Annotated in this window: 19 protein-coding genes and 1 tRNA gene; 8 read left to right on the forward strand and 12 right to left on the reverse strand. The window is 64.8% G+C overall.

Annotated elements, in window-relative coordinates:
• Positions 1-141: 141 nt before the first annotated feature.
• On the reverse strand, positions 142-1764 hold the full coding sequence (locus ACV22V_RS04290; protein ID WP_448013116.1) for an NAD(P)/FAD-dependent oxidoreductase: 1623 nt from the start codon (positions 1762-1764) through the stop codon (positions 142-144).
• Between the two features lie 110 nt (positions 1765-1874).
• Positions 1875-2678: an inositol monophosphatase family protein gene (locus tag ACV22V_RS04295; RefSeq protein WP_059535783.1), complete on the reverse strand. Its 804-nt coding sequence runs from the start codon at positions 2676-2678 to the stop codon at positions 1875-1877.
• A 279-nt stretch (positions 2679-2957) separates the two neighbouring features.
• Here ACV22V_RS04295 and ACV22V_RS04300 point away from each other — a divergent pair, with 279 nt between their 5' ends.
• On the forward strand, positions 2958-3782 hold the full coding sequence (locus ACV22V_RS04300) for an RNA methyltransferase (protein WP_059702216.1): 825 nt from the start codon (positions 2958-2960) through the stop codon (positions 3780-3782).
• Between the two features lie 313 nt (positions 3783-4095).
• Entirely contained in the window at positions 4096-4869 is a 774-nt protein-coding gene (cysE, locus tag ACV22V_RS04305) for a serine O-acetyltransferase (RefSeq protein WP_059510868.1), read from the forward strand.
• 39 nt (positions 4870-4908) lie between these two features.
• On the opposite strand, the gene ACV22V_RS04310 is transcribed toward cysE, so the two are convergent.
• The 4 genes from ACV22V_RS04310 to ACV22V_RS04325 all read right to left on the reverse strand — a co-directional run bounded on the left by ACV22V_RS04310 (position 4909) and on the right by ACV22V_RS04325 (position 7654).
• Positions 4909-5709 carry a UDP-2,3-diacylglucosamine diphosphatase gene (locus ACV22V_RS04310; RefSeq protein WP_059535778.1) on the reverse strand — a complete coding sequence of 267 codons (801 nt, stop codon included), beginning with the start codon at positions 5707-5709 and terminating at the stop codon, positions 4909-4911.
• 27 nt (positions 5710-5736) lie between these two features.
• A complete protein-coding gene (locus tag ACV22V_RS04315; protein WP_006483987.1) occupies positions 5737-6228 on the reverse strand; it encodes a peptidylprolyl isomerase in 492 nt (163 codons plus the stop codon).
• Between the two features lie 88 nt (positions 6229-6316).
• Positions 6317-6892 carry a peptidylprolyl isomerase gene (locus ACV22V_RS04320; protein WP_012364186.1) on the reverse strand — a complete coding sequence of 192 codons (576 nt, stop codon included), beginning with the start codon at positions 6890-6892 and terminating at the stop codon, positions 6317-6319.
• 39 nt (positions 6893-6931) lie between these two features.
• Positions 6932-7654 (reverse strand): tetratricopeptide repeat protein, encoded by a 723-nt coding sequence (locus ACV22V_RS04325; protein ID WP_448013117.1) that lies wholly within the window; start codon positions 7652-7654, stop codon positions 6932-6934.
• A 234-nt stretch (positions 7655-7888) separates the two neighbouring features.
• Between ACV22V_RS04325 and cysS the strand changes: the two genes are divergently transcribed.
• The 6 genes from cysS to ACV22V_RS04355 all read left to right on the forward strand — a co-directional run bounded on the left by cysS (position 7889) and on the right by ACV22V_RS04355 (position 14521).
• The gene (gene cysS, locus ACV22V_RS04330) at positions 7889-9286 is read left to right on the forward strand and encodes a cysteine--tRNA ligase (protein ID WP_448013118.1); all 1398 of its coding nucleotides are present in this window, start codon (positions 7889-7891) and stop codon (positions 9284-9286) included.
• A gap of 43 nt (positions 9287-9329) precedes the next feature.
• A complete protein-coding gene (locus ACV22V_RS04335) occupies positions 9330-10199 on the forward strand; it encodes a DNA-3-methyladenine glycosylase family protein (protein WP_059702212.1) in 870 nt (289 codons plus the stop codon).
• Positions 10200-10299: 100 nt separating this feature from the next.
• Positions 10300-11271, forward strand: coding sequence for an acetyl-CoA carboxylase carboxyltransferase subunit alpha (locus tag ACV22V_RS04340; protein ID WP_006478433.1), 972 nt, complete (start codon positions 10300-10302; stop codon positions 11269-11271).
• Positions 11272-11314: 43 nt separating this feature from the next.
• On the forward strand, positions 11315-12721 hold the full coding sequence (gene tilS / locus ACV22V_RS04345) for a tRNA lysidine(34) synthetase TilS (RefSeq protein ID WP_448013119.1): 1407 nt from the start codon (positions 11315-11317) through the stop codon (positions 12719-12721).
• Positions 12722-13063: 342 nt separating this feature from the next.
• Positions 13064-14317: an aspartate kinase gene (locus ACV22V_RS04350; RefSeq protein WP_040144529.1), complete on the forward strand. Its 1254-nt coding sequence runs from the start codon at positions 13064-13066 to the stop codon at positions 14315-14317.
• Between the two features lie 110 nt (positions 14318-14427).
• Positions 14428-14521 (forward strand) — tRNA-Ser (locus ACV22V_RS04355).
• A gap of 969 nt (positions 14522-15490) precedes the next feature.
• Here ACV22V_RS04355 and ACV22V_RS04360 read toward each other — a convergent pair.
• From ACV22V_RS04360 to ACV22V_RS04385, 6 genes are all read right to left on the reverse strand, one after another.
• Positions 15491-15883, reverse strand: a complete 393-nt coding sequence (locus tag ACV22V_RS04360; RefSeq protein WP_448013120.1) for a hypothetical protein — start codon at positions 15881-15883, stop codon at positions 15491-15493.
• Positions 15884-15965: 82 nt separating this feature from the next.
• Positions 15966-16175 carry a helix-turn-helix domain-containing protein gene (locus ACV22V_RS04365; RefSeq protein ID WP_175906294.1) on the reverse strand — a complete coding sequence of 70 codons (210 nt, stop codon included), beginning with the start codon at positions 16173-16175 and terminating at the stop codon, positions 15966-15968.
• A gap of 69 nt (positions 16176-16244) precedes the next feature.
• Complete coding sequence (locus ACV22V_RS04370) at positions 16245-16502, reverse strand: hypothetical protein (RefSeq protein WP_448013121.1); 258 nt, start codon at positions 16500-16502, stop codon at positions 16245-16247.
• A 186-nt stretch (positions 16503-16688) separates the two neighbouring features.
• Complete coding sequence (locus ACV22V_RS04375; RefSeq protein ID WP_448013122.1) at positions 16689-17522, reverse strand: hypothetical protein; 834 nt, start codon at positions 17520-17522, stop codon at positions 16689-16691.
• Positions 17523-17609: 87 nt separating this feature from the next.
• Complete coding sequence (locus tag ACV22V_RS04380) at positions 17610-18773, reverse strand: hypothetical protein (RefSeq protein ID WP_448013123.1); 1164 nt, start codon at positions 18771-18773, stop codon at positions 17610-17612.
• A gap of 126 nt (positions 18774-18899) precedes the next feature.
• The gene (locus ACV22V_RS04385; RefSeq protein ID WP_448013124.1) at positions 18900-19640 is read right to left on the reverse strand and encodes a hypothetical protein; all 741 of its coding nucleotides are present in this window, start codon (positions 19638-19640) and stop codon (positions 18900-18902) included.
• Positions 19641-19901 lie beyond the last annotated feature (261 nt).

A 19901-nucleotide genomic window follows, 5' to 3' on the forward strand; every position in this document is an offset into this window, starting at 1 on the left:
CGCGGCGCATCGCAAAGGTCGGCGACCGATATCCGAGACCGTCGGTCCGATGCGGCGATTCGAACTCACCCCGGGCGGGCATTGAAAATGCCGGCTTCACTCGGCGCACGGACGTACGTGCGCCGAGTCCGTCCTGCAATATCAGGACGTGTGCGCCGACATCAGATCGAGCGCCACCGCCTGCGCGACTTCGATACCGTCGATCGCTGCCGAATAGATGCCGCCCGCATACCCGGCGCCTTCGCCGGCCGGATACAGCCCTTCGACGTTCACGCTCTGGTAATCGTCCTTGCGCCGGATCCGGATCGGGGACGACGTGCGCGTCTCCACGCCGGTGAGCACCGCGTCGTGCATCGCGAAGCCGGCGATCTTCTTGTCGATCTGCGGCAGCGCTTCACGAATGGCTTCGATCACGTAGTCGGGCAGCGCGGTGCCGAGATCGGTCGGGCGCACGCCCGGTTTGTACGACGGCACCACGGAGCCGAGCGACGTCGACGGCCGGCCCGCGATGAAATCGCCGACCAGCTGCCCGGGCGCGCTGTAATCGCCGCCGCCGAGCTCGAACGCGCGTTCTTCCCATTTGCGCTGGAACGCGATGCCCGCCAGCGGGCCGCCCGGATAGTCTTCCGGCGTGATGCCGACGACGATGCCCGCATTCGCGTTGCGCTCGGCGCGGGAATACTGGCTCATGCCGTTGGTGACGACGCGGCCCGGCTCGGAGGTCGCCGCGACCACCGTGCCGCCGGGGCACATGCAGAAGCTGTAGACCGCGCGGCCGTTGCTGCAGTGGTGAACCACCTTGTAGTCGGCCGCGCCGAGTTGCTTGTGACCGGCGAACTTGCCGAAGCGGCTGCGATCGATCAGCCCCTGCGGATGTTCGATCCGGAAACCCAGCGAGAACGGCTTCGCTTCGACATACACGCCGCGATCGTGCAGCATCTGGAACGTGTCGCGCGCGCTGTGGCCCACGGCCAGCACCACGTGATCGCACCGGAGCGTTTCGCCGTTCGACAGCGTCAGCGAGCGCACCTTGCCCTGGTCGATTTCGATGTCCTCGACCCGGGTTTCGAAGCGCACTTCACCGCCCAGTTCGTGGATGGTCGCGCGCATCTTTTCCACCATGCTCACGAGGCGGAACGTGCCGATGTGCGGCCGGCTCAGGTACAGGATGTCTTCCGGTGCACCGGCCTTGACGAATTCGTCGAGCACCTTGCGGCCGTAGTGATGGGGATCCTTGATCTGGCTGTAAAGCTTGCCGTCGGAAAACGTCCCGGCGCCGCCTTCGCCGAACTGCACGTTGGACTCGGGATTGAGGACGCTCTTGCGCCACAGGCCGAAGGTGTCCTTGGTGCGCTCGCGCACGGCCTTGCCGCGCTCGAGGATGATGGGGCGGAAACCCATCTGCGCGAGGATCAGGCCGGCAAACAGGCCGCACGGCCCCATGCCGATGACGACCGGGCGCAGGAAGTCGGCGTGCTCGGGCGCCTTCGTGACGAAGTGGTACGCCATGTCGGGCGTCACGCCGCAATGCGGCGTGCCGGCGAGTCGCGGAAGCACGGCCGCTTCGTCCTTGACTTCGACGTCGACGATATATGTGAGCTTGATGTCGGCGCGCTTGCGCGCATCGTGCGCACGGCGGAACACCGTGTAACGGAGGAGCCCGTCTGCCGGCACGCCAAGCTCCGCGAGGCGCGCGCGGATCGCGGCTTCGAGGGCGCTCTCGGGGTGGTCGAGCGGGAGTTTAAGTTCGCTTAGCCGTAACATGAGTATTCGGATACGGTCGCCACGAAGTCGTGGCGGTGTTGAGACGGGCGGGGCGGCGCGCTGGCGGCAGGGGTGCTGCGTCAGCCGCGCCGCGCGGGCGCGGCCCGGATTTACTCCGCTGCCGGATGCACGCGGCTGTAGCGGTTCAGGATCGGGATCATCTGCGCGTAGATCTTCGGGTTCGCCGCGACGATCTCATGACGATGCAGGAAGTCGGCGTCGCCCGTGTAGTTGCCGACGAGGCCGCCGGCTTCGGTGATCAGCAGGCTGCCCGCCGCCATGTCCCACACGTTGATGCCCTGCTCGAAGAATGCGTCGAGACGGCCGGCCGCGACGTTCGCGAGATCGAGCGCGGCCGCGCCCGGACGGCGCAGCCCCGTGCAGGCCTGCGTCATTTCGGTGAACAGGCGCGCATATGCGTCGAGGCCGTCCTTCTCGCGGAACGGAAAGCCGGTGCCGACCAGCGCGTCCGCCAGGCGGTCGCGACGGCCGACGCGGATGCGGCGGTCGTTCAGGTACGCGCCGCGGCCGCGGGTGGCCGTGAACAGGTCGTTCTTGTTCGGATCGTAGACGACGGCCTGCGTGACGACACCCTTGTGCTCGAGCGCGATCGACACGCAGTAGTACGGGAAGCCGTGGATGAAGTTGGTCGTGCCGTCGAGCGGATCGATGATCCACTTGAATTCGGATTCGTTCTCGGATTCGCCCGATTCTTCCGCGAGGATCGCGTGGTCGGGGTAGGCGGTCTTCAGCGTCTCGATGATCGCCTCTTCGGCGGCCTTGTCCACTTCGGTGACGAAGTCGTTCTGCTGTTTCCTGCGGATCTCAATCAGGTCGAGGTCGAGCGAGGCACGGTTGATGATCTGTCCGGCGCGGCGCGCAGCCTTGACAGCGATGTTGAGCATGGGATGCATGAGCCTGGATCCTGTAGCCGGCGGCATGGGCCGCCACGAAGTGGAACACACCGCCCGGAACGGCGCAAACGTGCCGGGCGAGATGAGACGCGAATTGACAAAGAGCAGGGTACGACCCGCGTCGCACGGGATGCGACACGTAAACGCATGATTTTACCCGATTTTTGAGAGTTTCAGGTGGCCGGAATGCGGGGAAACCCCACTGGCCGTCCGGACGAGTGGGTTTGCCGGGGCGATGGCGATACCATACTGCCATTCTGATGAACCGAGTCGTATGTAGTGGAAACCCCGCAGAACCCCGCCGCGCCGTCCGAATCGGGCGTGGCCTCGTCCCCGCCGCCGTCCGGCGGCTTCACGTCCACCCGCTTCGTGCTCGTCGAGCCGAGCCATCCCGGCAATGTCGGGGCGGCCGCCCGCGCTTTGAAGACGATGGGTTTCTCCAGGCTCGTACTGGTCGCGCCGCGCGTGCCGCACGTGCAGAGCGACCCCGAGGCGATCGCGATGGCGAGCGGCGCGGATGACGTCCTCGCGTCCGCGCATGTCGTGCCCACGCTCGGCGACGCGCTGTCCGGCGTCCAGTGGTCGATCGCGCTGACTGCCCGCGCGCGCGAATACGGGCCGCCGCGCCTTGCGCCGCGCGCGGCCGCCGAACAGGCGCGCGCGCAGGTCGGCACCGGCGACATCGCGCTCGTGTTCGGCAACGAGCGCACGGGCCTCGCGAACGAGCACGTCGAGCAGTGCAGCGCGCTCGCGCACATCCCGGCGAATCCGGCTTACAGTTCGCTGAACCTCGCGCAGGCCGTGCAGGTGCTCGCGTATGAACTGCGCGTCGCGCTCCTGGAGCAGGGGAGCGGGCCGTCGCATCAAGCGCAGGCCGAAGCCGGCACGCTCGCGCAGAGCGACGAGATCGAGCGGATGTACGCGCACCTCGAGAACGCGCTGATCGCGCTCGATTTTCTCGATCCGCGCAACCCGAAGAAGCTGATGCCGCGGCTGCGGCGCCTGTTCGCACGCACCGGTCTCGAGCGCGAGGAAGTCAACATCTTGCGCGGCATCGCGAAGCACATCCTGCTGAAATCCGGCACGCCCGACGGCGACGCGTAAGCGGCCCGGCACGCCGGCTGCCGGGCGCTTGCGCGCTGCACGGCTGCGTCCCCGCCCGCGAACGCCGCATTGCATCGACCGCTCGATGTCGGTGATCTGGTGCGCGCCGATCCAACGGAAGGCCGCGTCGATCCGCCGCGACGGGCGGTCCGCACGAATACCCGTGCCGCCGGCGGGGTGAACGCGCGACGCCGTGCGGCCGCGCGCGAGTGGCCCTACAATCGCCGGACGTCATAAGCAAATTACCCGGTGCGATAACGGCCGGCCTTTGCCGGCGGGGCGCGCCGGCCTTTTCCCCAGCCCAGACCAGATCATGTTCACTAGACTGCGCGAAGACGTTGCGACGATTCGCGAGCGGGATCCCGCCGCTCGCAGTGCCTGGGAAGTGCTGACCTGTTATCCGGGGCTGCACGCGCTCGTGCTGCATCGCTTCGCGCATGCGTGCTGGCGCGCGAAGCGCTACTGGCTCGCACGCTTCGCGTCGCAGGCCGGGCGCTTCCTGACGGGTATCGAGATTCACCCGGGCGCGACGATCGGCCGGCGCGTGTTCATCGATCACGGGATGGGTGTCGTGATCGGCGAAACCGCGATCGTCGGCGACGACTGCACGATCTATCAGGGCGTGACGCTCGGCGGCACGTCGCTCACGCGCGGTGCGAAGCGCCATCCGACGCTCGAGGCCGGCGTGATCGTCGGCGCGGGCGCGAAGGTGCTCGGCGGTTTCACGGTCGGCGCGGGTGCGAAGATCGGTTCCAACGCGGTCGTCGTGAAGCCGGTGCCGGCAGGCGGCACCGCGGTCGGCAATCCGGCGCGCATCGTGATGCCGGCGCAATCGAAGCCGCAGCCTGAGCGCGCCGCGTTCTGCGCGTACGGGATCACGCCGAACGCGGACGACCCGATGTCGCTCGCGATTCACGGCCTGATCGACCACGCGGCGAAGGAAAGTCGGCGCGTGGACGAGATCGTCGCGGCGCTCGAGCAACTCGGCACGCATCTGGAAACGCTGCAGGGCGCGGACGCGGCGCGTCTCGACCTGCGCAGGCTGTCGGCGGTGCTGGAAGGCAAGGCGCTCGAGCGCCAGCCGTAACGCGGCGCATGCCGGCGGCCGCCGGCAGCGCCGATCGCGTCAGTCGAGCGGCATCGCGTGGATGCCTTCGGCGTCGACGCGCAGATAGCCGCCGCGCGGCATGCCGTGGTCGAGATCCCAGTCGGGCAATACCCAGCGAATCCCGCCCGGTTCGGCGTGGCTTGCGGGGCGATGCGTGTGGCCGTGAATGATCACGCTCGCGCGGCTCTTCCGGAACAGCGCGGCGATGCCTTCGCGCGTGACGTCGTAGAGCGGCGAGGCGGGGCGCATCCGGCCCGCTTCGCTGTTCGAGCGCATCCGTTGCGCGAGCGCGCGGCGCCAGCGGAACGGCCACGCGAGAAACAGCGCCTGCGCGACGCCATTGCGGGCAAACCGCCGAAATATCTGGTAGCCGCGATCGGCCGTGCATTGCGCGTCGCCGTGGGCGAGCACGATACGCTGGCCGAACGACGTGATCAGCGCCGGATCGGGCAGCAGCATCGCGCCGGCCGCCTTCATGAAGCGCCGGCCGAGCAGGAAATCGCGATTGCCGTGCATCACGTAGAGCGCGATCCCGCGTTCCGAGAACGTATGCATCAGCGCGGCCATGCGCGCCGCGAACGGATCGTGGTCGAGCACGTCGTCGCCGATCCAGTATTCGAACAGGTCGCCGAGGATGAACACCGAGTCGGCGCTGTCGGCCGTGTATTTCACGAAATGCTCGAACGCGGCGACCGTCTTCGGAATCGCCTCGCTCAGGTGCAGATCGGAGAGAAACAGGAACGGGCGTGCGGCTTGCGCGTATTCGCGCTCGCCCGGCACGCCCGCGGAGACGCTTCGCGGCGGACTCTCCTGCAACATCGAAGTGCCTCCGTAACGGACTATGCGTCAGACCACCACGGCCTTTTCGATCACGACGTCGTCGGTCGGGACGTCCTGGTGGAAGCCCGCGTTGCCCGTCTTGACGCCCTTGATCTTGTCGACCACGTCCTGGCCTTCGACGACCTTGCCGAACACGGCGTAACCCCAGCCCTGCGGCGTCGGCGACGAGTGGTTCAGGAAGTCGTTGTCGTTCACGTTGATGAAGAACTGGGCGGTCGCCGAGTGCGGATCGTTCGTGCGCGCCATCGCGATCGTGTAGTTGTCGTTCTTCAGGCCGTTGTTCGCTTCGTTGTCGATCGGCGCGTCGGTCGGCTTCTGCTTCAGGCCCGGCTCGAAGCCGCCGCCTTGAATCATGAAGCCGTTGATCACGCGGTGGAACACCGTGCCGTCATAGTGACCCTTCTTCACGTAGTTGAGGAAGTTCTCGACCGTCTTCGGTGCCTTGGCGGCGTCCAGCTCGAGCTTGATCACGCCGTGGTTCGTGTGCAGTTCAACCATGATGAATTCCTTCGGTAAGGCGGTTTAAATGGCACGCGGCCGGTCGTGCGACGCGGCCGCGTGTGGCGCCGGACGTGCCGGCAGGTGCTTATTTCGAGACGATGCTGGCCGATTCGATCAGGACCGGCTGGGCCGGCACGTCCTGCATCGGGCCGCGCGAGGTCGTCGCCACGCCTTCGATCTTCTTCACGACGTCGAGGCCCGACACGACCTTGCCGAACACCGCATAGCCGTTGCCGTCCGGGTTCGGGTAGTCGAGGCCGCTGTTGTCGACCGTGTTGATGAAGAACTGCGCGGTGGCCGAATTCGGATCGCTGGTACGCGCCATCGCGATCGTGCCCGTCAGGTTCTTCAGACCATTGCGGCTTTCCAGCGGGATCGGCGCGCGGGTCGGCTTCTCCTCGAAGTTGGTCTTGTAGCCGCCGCCCTGGATCATGAAGCCCTTGATCACGCGATGGAAGATCGTGCCGTTGTACTGGCCGGCCTTCACGTAATCGAGGAAGTTGGCGACCGTCTTCGGCGCCTTCTCCGGATAGAGCTCGACGCGGATGTCGCCCTGCGAGGTCTTCAGCTGCACGACGGGGTGCGCGGTGGCCGATTGCGCGAACGCGGGCGCGGTCGCGAGAAGGGCGGCGCCGCCAAGCGCCAGCAACAGACGTTTCATTGCGATCCTCAGATTGGGAGGGAAGAAAGGTTGCGCCGCTTACTGCGACGGCGCGACGTACGGCGCTGTCAGCGCGCCGGACGGACCGTTGAACTGGAACGTCGGCGACATCGGCAGCGTGGTGGTGCTCACGTTCGCGGCGGCGCGATCGGTGTACGCGCGCGTCGCAGGCGTGACGGCGCGTGCGTTCGCCGCAGCCTTCGGCGGCGACACGATCTTCTGCAGGTCGGCGAGGCGCTGGGTGGTCGCGCCGCTCGTGCGGCCGAGCGATTGCGCGCGCTTGTACGATTCGGCCGCGAGGCGCAGATAAAGGTCGCCGAGGTTCTCGTACGCGAGCGAGTAGCTCGGGTTCGATTGCGTCGCGGTGACGAGCGCGCTGCGCGCCTCGTCGTAGCGGCCGTGCTTCGCGTAGAGCGCCGCGAGGTTGTTGTACGGTTCGGGCAGTTCGGGGTAGGCCTGCGTGATCGCGACGAACTGCTGGATCGCGTCGTCGTCGCGATTCAGGCGGGCGAGCACGGTGCCGCGCTTGAACTGCGCCTGCACGTCGTGCGGATTCGACGCGATGCGCGCGTCGAGTTGCGCGAGCGCCTGCTTCCACTGCTTGCCGGCGATCGACCCGTCGATTTCGGGCGTGCCGTCGGCGATGGCCGGGGCCTTTTGCGCGTATGCCGCGGGGGCCGCGAAAAGCGTCAGTGCGACGCCCATGACGGCGGTCGCAACGAGGGTCGCAGCGCTCGGCGCGCGGCCGCGATGAGGTTTCATAGGCGTAAATCGGAATGTTATACTCCGACCCATTCTAACAAAACGTCTGCGCGTTCCGGCGAGCCGCAGACAGTCTTTCTTTGCCTCTCGTGGCCGTCACCGCTGTGCTTGCAGCCTGACCGCCCCATGTGATACCGAGGACGCGCGGCGTCGTGCCGCGGCAGGTGGTCCGTCCGTTTCGCATGCTGGGCGAGCTTCGCCAGGGCGGTTTCCTTCGGCTCACGGTTCATCTCTATGGAATCACTGCGCATCTACAACACGCTCGCGCGTGACAAGCAAGTTTTCGTGCCGCGCCAGTCAGGCGAAGTGCGGATGTACGTATGCGGGATCACCGTCTACGACTATTGTCACGTGGGCCACGCGCGCATGCTGGTCGTGTTCGACCTCGTCCAGCGCTGGCTGCGTGCGATCGGCTATCGGGTCACGTACGTGCGCAACATCACCGACATCGACGACAAGATCATCCGCCGCGCGGTCGAGAACGGCGAGACGATCAAGTCGTTGACCGACCGGTTCATCGGCGCGATGCACGAGGATGAAGCGGCGCTCGGCATCCAGCGGCCGGACATCGAGCCGCGCGCGACGCAGTTCATTCCGCAGATGCTCGGGATGATCGAGCAGCTCGAGACGAACGGCTACGCATACCAGGCGACCGACGGCGACGTCAATTATTCGGTGCGCAAGTTCGCCAACTACGGGAAGCTGTCGGGCAAGTCGCTCGACGATCTGCGCGCGGGCGAGCGCGTCGCCGCGAACGATGCGAAGGAAGATCCGCTCGATTTCGTGCTGTGGAAGCGCGCGAAGTCGGACGACCCGGAAGGCGCGTCGTGGGCATCGAAGTACGGGATGGGCCGGCCGGGCTGGCACATCGAGTGCTCCGCGATGGGCTGCACGCTGCTCGGCGAGCATTTCGACATCCACGGCGGCGGCCAGGACCTGCAATTCCCGCACCACGAGAACGAGATCGCGCAGAGCGAAGGCGCGACCGGCCAGACGTTCGTCAATTACTGGATGCACAACGGCTTCGTGCAGGTCGACAACGAGAAGATGTCGAAATCGCTCGGCAACTTCTTCACGATCCGCGAAGTGCTCGAGCGCTACGACGCCGAGGTCATGCGCTTCTTCATCGTGCGCACGCACTACCGGTCGCCGCTCAACTACAGCGACGTGCATCTCGACGATGCGCGCGCGTCGCTCACGCGCCTGTATACGGCGCTGAAGGATGTCGAGCCCGACGCGCTCGCGCTCGACTGGAACGAGCCGCATGCGCAGCGTTTCGCGGCCGCGATGAACGACGACATCAACACGCCGGTCGCGGTGGCGACGCTGTTCGAGCTGGCGGGCGAAGTCAACCGCACGCGCGATGCATCGCTCGCGCGGCAACTGAAACAGCTGGCGGGCCTGCTGGGCCTGCTCGGCCGCGAACCGCGCGCGTTCCTGCAGCAGGGCACGGGTGCCGCGCAGGCAGGCGGGCTCGCAGCCGACGAAATCGAAGCGAAGATCGCCGCGCGTGTCGCGGCGAAGCAAGCGAAGGACTATGCCGAAGCGGACCGGATTCGGGCGGAACTGCTCGACGCCGGCATCGCACTTGAAGACAAACCGGGCGGATCGACCGAATGGCGTCGCGTATGAGCGCGGTGCGTTCCACTGACCGATCCGTCAGGTAGGAGGCAAGATGGCAACGGCCAGAAAAGCGCCGGTCAGGCGCGCGACTCCGCTCGCCGCGCGTCCGGCGGCCAAGCGCGCGCCAGCGGCGAAGGCGGACGCGACGCGCGCCGTGCCGAACGGCGCGCTCAACGGTCATGCGAAGCCCGCACGCGGGAAGGGCGCGGACGCGGCACAGCCGGAGGTCGCGATGGCGGCCGCCGACGCGGCCCGCAAGGTGCGTGCTGCCGATGCGGCAGTCGACGGCGCCGATGGTGTCGTGCGCCCCGCATACTGGGACAAGGCGTGCGCCGATCTCGTCAAGCGCGACCGCATCCTGAAGAAACTGATCCCGAAGTTCGGCCCCGCGCATCTCGTGAAGCGCGGCGACCCGTTCGTCACGCTCGCGCGTTCGGTCGTCGGCCAGCAGATTTCGGTGCCGTCCGCGCAGGCGCTGTGGGCGCGCATCGAGGATGCGTGTCCGAAACTCGCACCGCAGCCGGTCATCCGGCTCGGGGCGGACAAGCTGATCGCGTGCGGACTGTCGAAGCGCAAGACGGAATATATTCTCGACCTCGCGCAACACTTCGTGTCCGGCGCGCTGCACGTCGACAAATGGACGTCGATGGACGACGAGGACGTGATCGCCGAACTCACGCAGATCCGCGGCATCAGCCGCTGGACGGCCGAGATGTTCCTGATCTTCAACCTGTCGCGGCCGGACGTGCTGCCGCTCGACGATCCAGGCCTGATCCGCGCGATCAGCGTCAATTACTTCAGCGGGGAGCCCGTCACGCGCAGCGAGGCGCGCGAAGTCGCCGCCAACTGGGAGCCGTGGCGTACCGTCGCGACCTGGTACATGTGGCGCAGCCTCGACACGCCGGACGCCGACGCCGATTGACGGCTATCGGGTTTTAAACATCAATAGTTGAGAACCGGTCTTGCACATCGCCCCGCGCGGGTAGAATACGCGCTGCCGCAAGACCCAAGGATTCGAACACATGAAGACCACGTTTCTGGATTTCGAACAGCCGATCGCCGAACTCGAGGCCAAGATCGAAGAGCTGCGATTCGTGCAGGACGACTCGGCTGTCGATATTTCGGAAGAAATCGAGCGTCTGTCGAAGAAGAGCCAGCAACTGACGAAGGACCTCTACGCGAATCTGTCGCCGTGGCAGGTCTCGCAGATCGCGCGGCATCCGCAGCGTCCGTACACGCTCGATTACGTTGCGGAACTGTTTACCGATTTTCACGAACTGCATGGCGACCGCGCATTCGCGGACGATCTTTCGATCGTCGGCGGTCTCGCGCGCTTCGGCGGGCATCCGTGCATGGTGATCGGCCATCAGAAGGGGCGCGACACGAAGGAACGCGCGGCGCGTAACTTCGGGATGCCGCGTCCGGAAGGCTATCGCAAGGCCGAACGCCTGATGCGTCTCGCCGAGAAGTTCGGGCTGCCCATCTTCACGTTCGTCGACACGCCGGGCGCGTACCCGGGCATCGGCGCGGAAGAGCGTGGCCAGTCGGAGGCGATCGGCCGCAACCTGTACGTCATGGCCGAACTGAAGACGCCGATCATCACGACCGTGATCGGCGAGGGCGGTTCGGGTGGCGCGCTCGCGATCGCCGTGGCCGACACCGTGATGATGCTGCAGTTCTCGACCTATTCGGTCATCTCGCCGGAAGGCTGCGCGTCGATCCTGTGGAAGAGCGCGGCGAAGGCGCCCGAGGCAGCGGAAGCGCTGGGCCTGACCGCGCATCGCCTGAAGGCGCTCGGCCTGATCGACAAGATCATCAACGAGCCGCTCGGCGGCGCGCACCGCGATCCGAAGGGCATGGCCGCGCTGCTGCGCCGTGCGCTCGCCGATTCGCTGCGTCAGTTCCAGGGCATGAGCATCGATGCGCTGCGCGAGCGCCGCTTCGAGCGCCTGATGGCCTACGGCAAGTTCAAGGAAACCACGCCCGGCGCATGACCGGCGTGTTCGCATCGCGCGCCGTCCGGCGCGCGTCTGTCTCGTGATCCCCTCGACCGAATTCTCCGCCGACCGCGTCGTTCTCGACGCGGTCGGCGTTGCGCTTGCCGATCTGCCGGCCGATGCGCGCATCGCGATCGCGTACAGCGGCGGCCTCGACTCGACCGTGCTGCTCGACGCGGCCGTGCGCGTGGCGGGCGCATCGCGCTGCGTCGCGCTGCACGTGCATCACGGCCTGAGCGCGAACGCCGACGCATGGGTCGCGCATGCGCAGGAGGAGGCCGAGCGACTCGGCGTCGTGTTCGAATCTGAGCGTGTCGACGTGCCGCGCGACAGCGGCCTCGGCATCGAGGCGAGCGCGCGCGAGCGCCGCTATGCGGCGCTCGACGTGATGTGCGAACGTCATGGCGTGGCCGCGCTCTGGGTCGCGCAGCATGCCGACGACCAGGCGGAGACCGTGCTGCTGCAGTTGCTGCGCGGTGCGGGGATCGCCGGCCTGGCCGCGATGGCGCCGCGATATCGCCCTGACGGTGCGAGCGTCGAGCGCTTGCGACCGCTGCTGCGATTGTTGCGCGCGCAACTGGAGCGCTACGCCGCGCAGCGCGGGCTGACGTGGATCGACGACGAATCGAACGCCGACACGCGCTATGCGCGCAATGCGCTGCGCCTTGACGTGCTGCCGTCGCTTGCCGTGCATTTCCCGGGCTTTCGCGATGCGCTGGGCCGCGCGGCCCAGCATGCGGCCGCCGCGCAGCGGCTGCTCGACGATCTCGCCGAACTGGATTTCGCCGGCGCCGCGCGTGACGACGGCCGCGCGCTGTCGCGCGATGCGCTGGTCGCCTTCGACGACACGCGCGGCGCGAACCTGCTGCGTTTCTGGATGCGCCGGCTCGGCTTGCCCGGCGCATCGGCAGGGCGGCTCGCGAACATGATGCGGCAACTGCGCGCCGCGCACGACGCGCATGCGCTGCGGGTCGATCACGCCGGGCAGTGTCTGCGGCTCTATCGCGACACCGTGTACTGGGAGGCGGGCGACAGCGCCGAGCCGGCCGACGACGGCACCGGAACGCCGCATCCCGAATCCTCGCTTGCGTGGGACGGCCAGGAAGTCTGGCACGTACCGGCATGGCGCGGCACGTTCGTGTTCGCGCCGGCCGAAGCCGGCAGCGACGGTTCGGTGCCGGAGGCGCTGCTGCGAAGCGCCGCGCTTGCCGCGCGCGCCCGCGCGGGCGGCGAGCGGCTGCGTACGTCACCTGGCGGCCCGGGTCGCACGCTGAAGAATCTGTTCCAGGAGCGCGGCGTGCCGGCCTGGCAGCGCGACGTGCCGCTGCTGTTCGCGGGCGACCGGCTCGTCTACGTGCCGCGGCTCGGCGTGAATCATGGCGACGGGCTGTCCGGCGACGGCGGGTGGCGCCGGATCGAGTGGCGTCCCGACCTGCTGATCGCATAGCGGCGGCACGCTTCCGGCCGCGCGATCGCGCGCCGGTTTTCACCATTTGGTAAACAGCGCCGGAACGCTTGCCAAACCGGCGGGCGGCTTGTCAAGCGGGCCTCTATCGGGTACGCTCGGTCGTTTGCTCGGCTCGATTTTTGAGCGATTTGTGCAGGTTTTCCGCGTGACGTACCCGGTTTGCGCGGCCTGATCGGCCTTCCGGGCAAAATCCGTCACGCTTGCGTGTTGCGTCCCAGCCGTCCCCCTCGTCGTCCGTCCACAGCCACAAGCCGCGTGACCGAACGGCAACTCGGCCTGCCCTGCGCGCCCGTGCGGCTTCTCCTTCAGTTCAGAACGACAATGGCACTCATCGTACACAAATACGGCGGCACTTCGATGGGCTCGGTCGAGCGCATCAAGAACGTCGCGAAACGCGTCGCAAAATGGCATCAGGCCGGGCACCAGATGGTGGTCGTGCCGTCCGCGATGTCCGGCGAAACCAACCGCCTGCTCGGTCTCGCGAAAGAGATTTCGAGCCAGCCGAGCCCGCGTGAGCTCGACATGATCGCGTCGACCGGCGAGCAGGTCAGCGTCGGCCTGCTGTCGATCGCGCTGCAGGAAATCGGCGTCGAAGCCGTGAGCTATGCCGGCTGGCAAGTGCCGATCAAGACCGACAGCGCGTTCACGAAGGCGCGTATCCACTCGATCGACGACGAGCGCGTGAAGGCCGATCTGAACGCCGGCAAGGTCGTGATCATCACGGGCTTCCAGGGCGTCGATCCGGATGGCCACATCACGACGCTGGGCCGTGGCGGCTCGGACACGTCGGCGGTGGCGGTCGCGGCCGCGCTGGATGCCGAAGAGTGCCTGATCTACACCGACGTCGACGGCGTCTACACGACCGACCCACGCGTGGTCGAAGAGGCGCGACGCCTCGATCGCGTGACGTTCGAGGAAATGCTGGAAATGGCCAGCCTCGGCTCGAAGGTCCTGCAGATCCGCTCGGTCGAATTCGCCGGCAAATACCAGGTGAAGACGCGCGTGCTGTCGAGCCTGACCGATCCGCTGATTGCGCTCGACGAAGAAATGCGCTCGGGCACCCTGATTACTTTTGAAGAAGACGAGACCATGGAAAAGGCAGTCATTTCCGGCATCGCGTTCCAGCGCGACGAAGCCCGCATTGCGGTGATGGGCGTGCCCGACAAGCCGGGCATCGCGTATCAGATTCTTGGCCCGGTCGCCGACGCGAACGTCGACGTCGACATGATCATCCAGAACCAGAGCGTCGAAGGGAAGACGGACTTCACGTTCACGGTCGGCCGCGGCGACTACCAGAAGGCAATGGACATCCTCACCAACCAGGTGCAGGGCCATGTGAGCGCCGAGCGCGTGCAGGGCGACCCGAAGGTGTCGAAGGTGTCGGTCGTCGGCGTCGGCATGCGTTCGCACGTGGGCGTCGCGAGCAAGATGTTCCGCACGCTGTCGGAAGAGGGCATTAACATCCAGATGATCTCGACGTCCGAAATCAAGATTTCGGTGCTGATCGACGAGAAATACATGGAGCTGGCTGTCCGCGCACTGCACAAGGCATTCGAGCTCGATCAGGCCGCGTGAATTTTTCGTGATGCATTAAAGAAAATGCATCATAGAAATTGACCAACGGCTCCAAACCCTATATGATCTTGTTCTCGTCGCACTGCCTCCCTGGTGCGAGCGAAAGTTTGGGAGACGTGGCCGAGAGGTCGAAGGCACTCCCCTGCTAAGGGAGCATCTGGGCCAAAACCTGGATCGAGGGTTCGAATCCCTCCGTCTCCGCCAAAAGCGGTGACAAAGCCCCGCAAGTTCTCGGACTTGCGGGGCTTTTTCTATTGTAGCTCGCGCATAAACCTATACCTGTACCTATACATAGGGTTGGCCACACCTTTCGGCAAAAATTGAATTGCTATACTGGTTCGAAGAACAACAAGCGAGAACGAGCCAATAAATGACCACGCTGCCTACAGGCTTGCCAACGGGGTGCCCTACGTCGGTTCCGGGCGTTCGGGCGTGCGCTAACGATGTTGTGTACCGCTTCACCCAGAACCCGCCGACACCCAATGACTTATTGTCGTACGCGGAACTTGGCCGAGTGGTATGGAAGCGGCCTCCGACGCAAGCGGCCATCTGCAAAAGCCACGGGATCAGCGTGTTCACAAACACGCTCGACGCAGGGCATTTTCGCAGCTTGCAGCCGAACGGGGGTGGCTTGTATATGGCGACGGCAACCTTGGCCCAAACGGACGGCCTGATTGCGAAATCGGGAAGCTTGAGCCATCAAACCTGGTGGCCCTTTCACGGCACGAATCGAGCTGCACTGTTTAAATAGTGGAGGCCCAAATGTGGACTGCCCGTGGGAAGGTCGAATCAAACGAAAAATTCGGGACGCTGCCCGTTGACCACGTACTGTACGAGGCGGACAGCCCGGTTCTATTCATCAGTCATCCAGCCGCGCCGGCCATGGAGCCCGCGTATCTAGTCTACGAATCGACCTTCGACGTCGAAGATAGATTAGTCCGCCTAGTCGTCGCCCCTACAAGGGCATCCCTCATCAAGCAGTTGGCGGACGGTTCTGTTTCTGTTGAACAAGCATTAGATCAGCCTACCGTATGGGCAGTTGATCAAGCTTTCGATGGCGAGATTCGACGTGTTGTCCTTCTCGTGGAAGGACTTCATTCGGTTCCAGACGGATACAAACCGGAACCGGGAACACGCCTCCGCCCTGACCACCACTACGCAACGTAACGTGCGTCATCGCCCCGCGGTAGCAGATGCCGCACCCGGGGCAGCCGCTCCCATCGACGGTATTGGCGTGGTTGTCGCGTACCCGCATTGCTTCGACGAACGCAGACTGTCGAGCGCCTGGCGCCGATCGCTGGCGCTCTTCATCGCGGCGTCCTTCTCCATCACGTTTCCGATCCCGAAATCTCCGAGGAAGGACAGGACCGAGCGCCCATCAAACTCGCTCTCCTTGTCAACATGCGACATGAATCCGTCGACGCGCGCGATCTCTAAATCGATTTCCCGACAGCTCATGGTATTGCGTTCGTAGTCGGTCAGGCTTCCCATCCGCCCGTAGTTCTTCGTTGCGCACCCCGCCAGTACGAGCAAGGCCGCCAGCGCGGCCAACCCTGTTGTTCTCATGCTCGATCCCCGAAAGTTGTTATTTGCCGCACGTCGCAGCGAACCCAAGCCGGTGGAACGTTCGCATGACGGAAGGTGACCGTCAACGCGCGCTGTCCCGAACGCCAGTCGTGTTTGACTGTAGATGCTCCCGTTCGAACGCCTCGAGCTCAGGAAGCGGATACAGGATCTTCCGGCCCAGCTTAATGAATTTGGGCCCGCGCCCCTGCACGCGCCAGTTCGATAACGTGTTCTTCGAAACCCTTAGCCGCTCCGCGGCTTCATCGGGCAGCAGATTAAGCGGTCGTTCCATTTCCCATCCCCTCAAGTGAAAAGCCGCGCGGGCCACTAAGCCGACGCGGCGCGGTTGCGCGAGTAGCGCTCACATCCTGATGCGCGATCGATCGGGCTCGACTTTGGCGGCCTTGACCTGGACACCCGCCCGGCCTTCGAACGCATCGCCGGCCGCGCGGAACATCAGCCCGTAATACTCATGGTCGCGCGGGACGTCGTACCGGAACCAGTCGCCGGCGCGGATCCGCTCCATCTCGATCCGCGTCCACAGGCCGCCCATCGACACCTCAATTGAATAGAACTCGTCAGACGAATTGCCGGCTTCTTCCCATTGCTCGCGCTTCATGATCAACCCCCGATTGGCCTATCCGGTCTGTCTAGTGACCGTGAGGTAATCATAGGTGTTGATCGGTATTTGAGCAATAAAATTCTAACATAGCGGTTTTTTGTGGAATTTGTTGCTACATTCGCAACGCGTTGCGAATGTAGCAACTTCTTGTGCCTCGTGGGCGGATCAGAGGCCGTACAGGCCCTAGCTAAGGGATCTTTCGTCAGCTCCCAGCCTGAACCATGTACGTGACTTGACCGCGGATATCAGCGATGCAGCCGGAGGAAGCTGAACCGACAAGGTGGTGCCACTGCGCACGAACACTTTCTGCACGCCGACCGGAATCGCTGCGGTGAACGTCAGCACCGCGCCGACTAGCGAGGCGATCTGGTCAGGACCCTGGAACGTTGCATCGAAGAACACTTCGACATTCGCCACTGTCCCAGGAGCACGGGAAAGCGTAAGGCTCGTCGTCGTGCCCGGCGTGAAATTCGTCCCCGCCACGAAGGTGTCCCACCGGAGATCCCCCACTCCGACGCTGGCCGGCAGCGGAACCGTGGTCGGGTTTCCGTTCGCGTCAAAGCCGAGCAGCATGCTTGCGCGCAGAGATGCTGCCGGCAGGGAAGGTGGAACAGGCTCGTACGTCGGCAACTGCAATGAATGCGTCTGCGCTTCAGTAACCTGCTGAATTTCCATCGTCAGCTGGTCAAGCGCCTGCTCATGCGAAGCCGCCGGGAACGGATCGTTCGGGACGTAGTGGGTCAGCTGAGTCAGCGGCACATTCCGCAGGATCGATATCTTCTGCGTCGCGGTCGGCGCGATTGCCGTGGTGATCGATCCGCCACCTTGCACGCCGGCGCCCGTCACCGTGTAATCCGAGTTCAGCACCAGTAACGCCGTCGTAGGAGGCGTGGTGCTGGTGTCCGTGCGGAGCACCTTGATGTGCGTCGGGTCAAGGAAATAGAACGGCACCGGAAACAGGGTGGTGGCGCCGTTCCCGTTGTAGTCTGCCCGCGCGAGGGAGGATGAGACGGTCATGTCGTGTCCTGTACATGCTGCGGGCCTTATCCATTGGGGGCTCCAAGTTGAGGAAAGAGTTTGCGCTGGTGTAGAAAACCAACTGCTTCACTGGTACTCGTAGACAACCACCTTGCCAGCGGTCCCTGCGCCGCCAGCAAGTGCCGCAGACGATGCGCCAGCCGCAGCGCCAAGGCCACCAGCGCCGAAACCTGTGGCGGCTACCCCATTGGATCCGCCGAGCCACTGAGCACCGATTCCGAACGGCGTAGAACCGCCGTTGCCGGGGATATAGCTCGCGCCGGCAAGCAAGAAGCCAGCGGCGGCAATCGAGCCGCTCAGATTCTTGATGAACGTCGCAGTCCCTGAACAAGTTGCAACGGTCGTGTTGTAGGTCACGAATGCGGGGAACGTTGAAATTGCCGTACCAGCTGCGCCGCCGTTCCCTCCGCCACAGGACGCGAGCGATCCGAAACTCGTCGTGCCGCCGTTACCACCTGCTGCACCCGCTGCGCCGGCTGCGCCGGCTGCGCCGATCGTGACGGTTTGCGACGTGAGTCCGGACGAGATCCATAATTGCGCGTATGCACCGGCGTTGCCGCCTTGGCCCACGGAGTTCTGCGCCGACGACGTGGCCGGCGTTCCGCCACCGCCGCCACCCGCGCCAACCAGTTCGACGATCGCGCGGTTCGCTCCGGTCGTCGGCGTGTACGTGCCGCTCGCCGTGAAAACTTGAATGGCGAGAAGCCGGCCGGGAAATCCGGTCAGAGTTCCGGTGGCGGTAAGGTTCGTGAACGCACCGCTACTTGCCGTCGTTGACCCGATTGCCCCCGGTGACGCGAATGTAGCGCCCCCGAGCGTCGCGGCGTTGATGCTCGTGTTGCAGCCGATGCCGGTGCTCGTCGTGTAGTTGAGGGCGCTCGAGCTAGTCGAACAGCTCGGCATTGCGAATGCAGTAACGTTAGCCGTCGAGCCGGTTGCGTTCGCGAGCACCGTGTTGGCGGGTTGTTGCGCGAGCTGGCCGAGCGCCACACCATTGGTGGCCACCGACACGGTGACATTGCCTGTCGCGCCGCTGATGGCAATGCCTGAGCCGGCGACGATTGAATCGACGATCGACTGCCACGTCGGAGCGCTTGACGCGCCGTTCGATACGACAGCCTGGCCGCTCGTAGAACCGGTGGGATTAAGAAGCTGGACCGGCGCGAGCGTTGCCGCCCACGAAATGACCGCGGCTTGAAGCAGCGCAATGGCGGTGGCGATTCGTTTCATTCAGACACCCCTTGGTTGGCTTGGGCCATCAGTTCAGTTTTGCGCGCGAGGGAGGATGAGACGGTCATGTCGTGTCCTGTACATGCTGCGGGCCTTATCCATTGGGGGCTCCAAGTTGAGGAAAAACTATCGTTGCGATGGATCGGGTTGAAGCGCTTTGCCAACCGTAACAGCCGTCCCTACAGTAGTTGCACTTTGTGCAAGCGATCGTACGGCAGGTGCTGATTGCGCCAACGCACTACCAACGGCTCCTGTAGCAGCGCCGGCGGCAGCGCCTGTTATGTAGGACTTCAGAGTTTCGCCAAGAATGGGTTCAAACCGATCCCAAAAATCAGAAGGTGACTTAAAGTCGCCTTTCACATAAGCATCCATTAAGGTCATTCGCAATGCAGTAGGCAACGCGAACGCCCCCGCCATAGCTGAAACCGCCGCACCAGGGCCGGTTTCCGAACCACCCAGAGCACCGCCGGCGGCGCCGATTATGGCTGCTGGTGCGTCGCCAGCGAACTGCGCGACATTGGCTGCGAATCTCTTGTACCAAGGCTGGCCCGGTTGCATCGAAACATCCGGCGCTTTGCCGCGGGTTATAAGTCCGGTGACGGAGCTTTGCCAGCCTGCATCGAGTGCTTGACCCACACTCATGTCGTTGTTCCCCGTGGACTCGGCTGGCCATGTGTCCCGCGGAACACTCACTCCGAAATGAGCTGCTACCTCATGCACGGAAAATCCCGCAGCATACAACTGCCGCATCTGTTTCGTTTGCCACTCGTCAATTTCGTCAGAGCTAAAACCCGCAGCTCGAAACTGCTGAATCTGAGCAAGGCCCGAAGGAATTTGTTGAGCTGGCACGTTGTCTTGGTCACTCATTCGCATCCTCCTTCGGAAAAGTCCATCCTGGAAAATCGCAAGCCGATCTAGTGAGTTCGATTACACGACGTGCGATCTCCGGAATCGTCGTTTCGCGCGCGGCTGAATTGGTGCGAAGTGGCGTACCGTCGCCGGGACGACTGCACGCGAGGCCGCTCTTACTCCCGCCACCAAAACGCGCCTTTCTGCAGTCTCGGCAATAGCCCTGCAGGCCGTCGCGACTACTCGTATTCCGGGAAAACGCATCCCGCGGTAGAAGTT

It is taken from the genome of Burkholderia sp. AW33-5, assembly GCF_053427615.1.

Excerpts from the sequence above, each read along its gene's own strand:
- ACV22V_RS04315 (WP_006483987.1), bottom strand. The coding sequence starts at position 6,228 with ATGGTTGAACTGCACACGAACCACGGCGTGATCAAGCTCGAGCTGGAC.
- ACV22V_RS04370 (WP_448013121.1), bottom strand. The coding sequence starts at position 16,502 with ATGAAGCGCGAGCAATGGGAAGAAGCCGGCAATTCGTCTGACGAGTTC.
- ACV22V_RS04350 (WP_040144529.1), top strand. The coding sequence starts at position 13,064 with ATGGCACTCATCGTACACAAATACGGCGGCACTTCGATGGGCTCGGTC.
- cysE (WP_059510868.1), top strand. The coding sequence starts at position 4,096 with ATGTTCACTAGACTGCGCGAAGACGTTGCGACGATTCGCGAGCGGGAT.
- ACV22V_RS04365 (WP_175906294.1), bottom strand. The coding sequence starts at position 16,175 with ATGGAACGACCGCTTAATCTGCTGCCCGATGAAGCCGCGGAGCGGCTA.
- ACV22V_RS04320 (WP_012364186.1), bottom strand. The coding sequence starts at position 6,892 with ATGAAACGTCTGTTGCTGGCGCTTGGCGGCGCCGCCCTTCTCGCGACC.
- ACV22V_RS04295 (WP_059535783.1), bottom strand. The coding sequence starts at position 2,678 with ATGCATCCCATGCTCAACATCGCTGTCAAGGCTGCGCGCCGCGCCGGA.
- cysS (WP_448013118.1), top strand. The coding sequence starts at position 7,889 with ATGGAATCACTGCGCATCTACAACACGCTCGCGCGTGACAAGCAAGTT.
- ACV22V_RS04385 (WP_448013124.1), bottom strand. The coding sequence starts at position 19,640 with ATGAGTGACCAAGACAACGTGCCAGCTCAACAAATTCCTTCGGGCCTT.
- ACV22V_RS04375 (WP_448013122.1), bottom strand. The coding sequence starts at position 17,522 with ATGACCGTCTCATCCTCCCTCGCGCGGGCAGACTACAACGGGAACGGC.
- ACV22V_RS04325 (WP_448013117.1), bottom strand. The coding sequence starts at position 7,654 with ATGAAACCTCATCGCGGCCGCGCGCCGAGCGCTGCGACCCTCGTTGCG.
- ACV22V_RS04335 (WP_059702212.1), top strand. The coding sequence starts at position 9,330 with ATGGCAACGGCCAGAAAAGCGCCGGTCAGGCGCGCGACTCCGCTCGCC.
- ACV22V_RS04380 (WP_448013123.1), bottom strand. The coding sequence starts at position 18,773 with ATGAAACGAATCGCCACCGCCATTGCGCTGCTTCAAGCCGCGGTCATT.
- ACV22V_RS04360 (WP_448013120.1), bottom strand. The coding sequence starts at position 15,883 with ATGAGAACAACAGGGTTGGCCGCGCTGGCGGCCTTGCTCGTACTGGCG.
- ACV22V_RS04310 (WP_059535778.1), bottom strand. The coding sequence starts at position 5,709 with ATGTTGCAGGAGAGTCCGCCGCGAAGCGTCTCCGCGGGCGTGCCGGGC.
- ACV22V_RS04340 (WP_006478433.1), top strand. The coding sequence starts at position 10,300 with ATGAAGACCACGTTTCTGGATTTCGAACAGCCGATCGCCGAACTCGAG.
- ACV22V_RS04290 (WP_448013116.1), bottom strand. The coding sequence starts at position 1,764 with ATGTTACGGCTAAGCGAACTTAAACTCCCGCTCGACCACCCCGAGAGC.